Below are 2,878 nucleotides of genomic sequence, written 5' to 3' on the forward strand. Positions count from 1 at the left end.
CGCCGCGGAAAGCACCCGGCCCGCCCGCGCGCGGGCACGCTCGGCGCCACGGGCGAGGGCGTCGTCCAGTTCGCTGCCGGGCTCCATGAGCGCGTCGTAACGCTCGCGCATCGGGGCGAGTTCGGTGTTGAGCACCTCGAACAGCACGTTCTTCACCTCACCCCAGCCCATGCCGCCCGCTTCGAGGCGCTTGCGGGTGTCGGCGACGACGTCGGCCGCCGACGCGGGCGCGACCTGCTCCAGGATCTGGAACACCGCCGCGCCGTCCGGGTCCTTCGGGTCCTCCACCGGGGTGCTGTCGGTGGGGATGCGGCGCACCAGTTTCTTGAGCTTGTTCTCCGGCAGGAACAGCGGAATGGTGTTGTCGTAGGACTTGCTCATCTTCCGGCCGTCCAGGCCGGGCAGCGTCTCCGCGGGCCCCTCCGGGACGATCGCCCGCGGGATCTTGAACGTGTAGTGGTCGCCGTAGAGGTGGTTGAAGCTGCCCGCGATGTCGGCGGCGTACTCCACGTGCTGCACCTGGTCCTTGCCCACGGGCACCACGTCGGTCTCCATGATCAGGATGTCCACCGCCATGAGCACCGGGTAGTTGTACAGCCCCATGTTGATGCCCGCGTCCGGTTCCTCGCCCGCCTCGACGTTCCGGTCGCGTGCGGCCTTGTAGGCGTGCGCGCGGTTCATCAGGCCCTTCCCGGTGACGCAGGACATGATCCAGGTCAGCTCGAAGGTCTCCGGCACATCGGACTGCAGGTAGAACGTCGTGCGCTCCGGATCGAGTCCGGCGGCCATCCAGGTCGCGGCGACCGACCGCGTGTAGTGGCGCTTCAGCTCGGGGTCCCGGATGCTGGTGAGCGCGTGGTAGTCGGCGATGAAGTACATCGAGTCGTACTCCTCGGCCAACCGCAGCGCGGGCCGGATCGCACCGAGAAGATTGCCCAGATGGGGCTCCCCGGACGGTTTGATGCCGGTCAGGGACACCCTCCCGGTGGATCCGGGGGAGACGCTGCCGGTGGACTCGGAGGGCACGGACATGGGCGCCATTCTAGCGACCGTGTCGCCGCACCCCGTCCGCCCGTCGACCGCCCGTTTAGCCTGGTCGGGTGAGCGAGCACATGACCCCCGAGGAGTTCCGGCGGTACGGCAAGCAGGTCGTCGACCGGATCGCGGACTACCTCCACTCGATCGAGTCCTACCCCGTGCGCTCCCCGGCACGGCCGGGTGAGGTCCGGGCGGCGTTGCCCGAGCACCCTCCGGAGGAGGGGGAACCGTTCGAGAACGTGCTCGCCGACCTCGACCGGGTGGTGCTGCCGGGGCTGACGCACTGGCAGCATCCGAGCTTCTTCGCCTACTTCCCGGCCAACACCAGCGGGCCCGCGATCCTCGGGGACCTGCTCTCCTCCGGGCTCGGGGTGCAGGGGATGGTGTGGGCGACCAGCCCGGCCTGCACCGAGCTGGAGACCGTGGTCGTGGACTGGCTCGCCGAACTGCTCGGACTGCCGGCGTCGTTCCGTACGGACGCCGCGGGCGGTGGGGTGATCGAGGACTCCGCCTCCAGCGCGAGCCTGGTGGCCCTGCTGGCCGCGCTGCACCGCGCCGGGGACGGGCCGCCCCGCGCACCCGGTGCGGCGGACGCGGGGCGGTACACGCTGTACGTGTCGTCGCAGACCCACTCGTCGCTGGAGAAGGCGGCCCGTATCGCGGGCCTCGCCCCCGACGACGTCCGGTTCGTCGACGTCGACCCGGCCACCCTGGCGATGGACCCCGCGCACCTCGACGCGCTGCTCACCGCCGACGTCGCGGCGGGCGCACGACCGGCGATGGTCTGCGCCACGATCGGGACCACCTCCACGACCGCGATCGACCCGGTGCGGCGGATCGGCGAGGTGTGCTGGGCACACGGCGTGTGGCTGCACGTCGACGCCGCCTACGCGGGGGTGGCGGCGGTGTGTCCGGAGCTGCGCGGGATCAACGACGGTGTCGCCGGGTACGCCGACTCCTACGTGACCGACCCGCACAAGTGGCTGCTGACCAACTTCGACTGCTCGGTGCTCTGGACGGCGGACCGGACACCGATGATCGAGGCACTGTCGATCCTGCCGGAGTACCTGCGCAACGCCGCGACGAGTTCGGGGGAAGTGATCGACTACCGGGACTGGCAGATCCCGCTCGGCCGCCGGTTCCGTGCGCTGAAGCTGTGGTCGGTGATCCGTTGGTACGGCGCGGAAGGGTTGCGTGCCCACATCCGGCGCGGCATCGGACTCGCCGACGAGCTCGCCGCGCTGGTGGCGGCGGACCCCCGCTTCGAGGTGGTCACCCCGCACCCGTTCGGGCTGGTGTGCATCCGTCCGGTGTGGAGCGACGAGGCCGGTCGTCCGCTCCCGGCCGGGCGGGCGAACGAGGCCACGACGGCCCTGCTGGAGCGGCTCAACGACTCGGGCGAGCTGTATCTCAGCCACACCCGGGTCGGCGAGGACGTGGTGCTGCGCATGGCCATCGGTGCCCCGGCCACCGAACGTGTCCACGTGCTGGCGGCGTGGGACCGCGTCACGGCCGAGTACGACCGGATCGCGGCCGAGGGGGTGTGACGGGGGCTGCCCCGCCCCGGATCAGAGGGCGTGCGGCCAGACGGTGAGCGCGTAGGCGGACAGCCACGACCCGAGCGCGACCCACGCGGCCACGACCGTGACGCGGGTGCCGGGGTGCCGGTCGGCGAGGTCGAGTGCCACCGGGAGCAGCAGGGCGGGTGCGGCCATCAGCAGCACCCGGGGATTGATGAACGGCAGTCCGCTGCTGCCGACCGTCAGGGCGACGATGCCCACGCCGTACGCGGCGACGGGCCACGGCAGCCGCCGCACCGCGGGCACGCCCGGCCGGTGGG

At 71.5% G+C, this 2,878-nt stretch carries 2 protein-coding genes and 1 pseudogene; 1 reads left to right on the plus strand and 2 read right to left on the minus strand.

The features are described from left to right. On the minus strand, window positions 1-1,032 hold a 1,032-nt coding region (locus ACTIR_RS0107825), incomplete at its 3' end, for a tryptophan--tRNA ligase (RefSeq protein ID WP_052583774.1). Between the two features lie 80 nt (window positions 1,033-1,112). Between ACTIR_RS0107825 and ACTIR_RS0107830 the strand changes: the two genes are divergently transcribed. Beyond that, window positions 1,113-2,585 carry a pyridoxal-dependent decarboxylase gene (locus tag ACTIR_RS0107830; protein WP_026453853.1) on the plus strand — a complete coding sequence of 491 codons (1,473 nt, stop codon included), beginning with the start codon at window positions 1,113-1,115 and terminating at the stop codon, window positions 2,583-2,585. A gap of 21 nt (window positions 2,586-2,606) precedes the next feature. Here the strand turns inward: ACTIR_RS0107830 and ACTIR_RS0107835 are convergent. After that, window positions 2,607-2,878 (minus strand): annotated as a pseudogene (locus ACTIR_RS0107835) (hypothetical protein); the annotation flags it as partial.

The organism is Saccharomonospora iraqiensis subsp. iraqiensis (assembly GCF_000430445.1).
Classification (GTDB): Bacteria; Actinomycetota; Actinomycetes; order Mycobacteriales; family Pseudonocardiaceae; genus Saccharomonospora; species Saccharomonospora iraqiensis.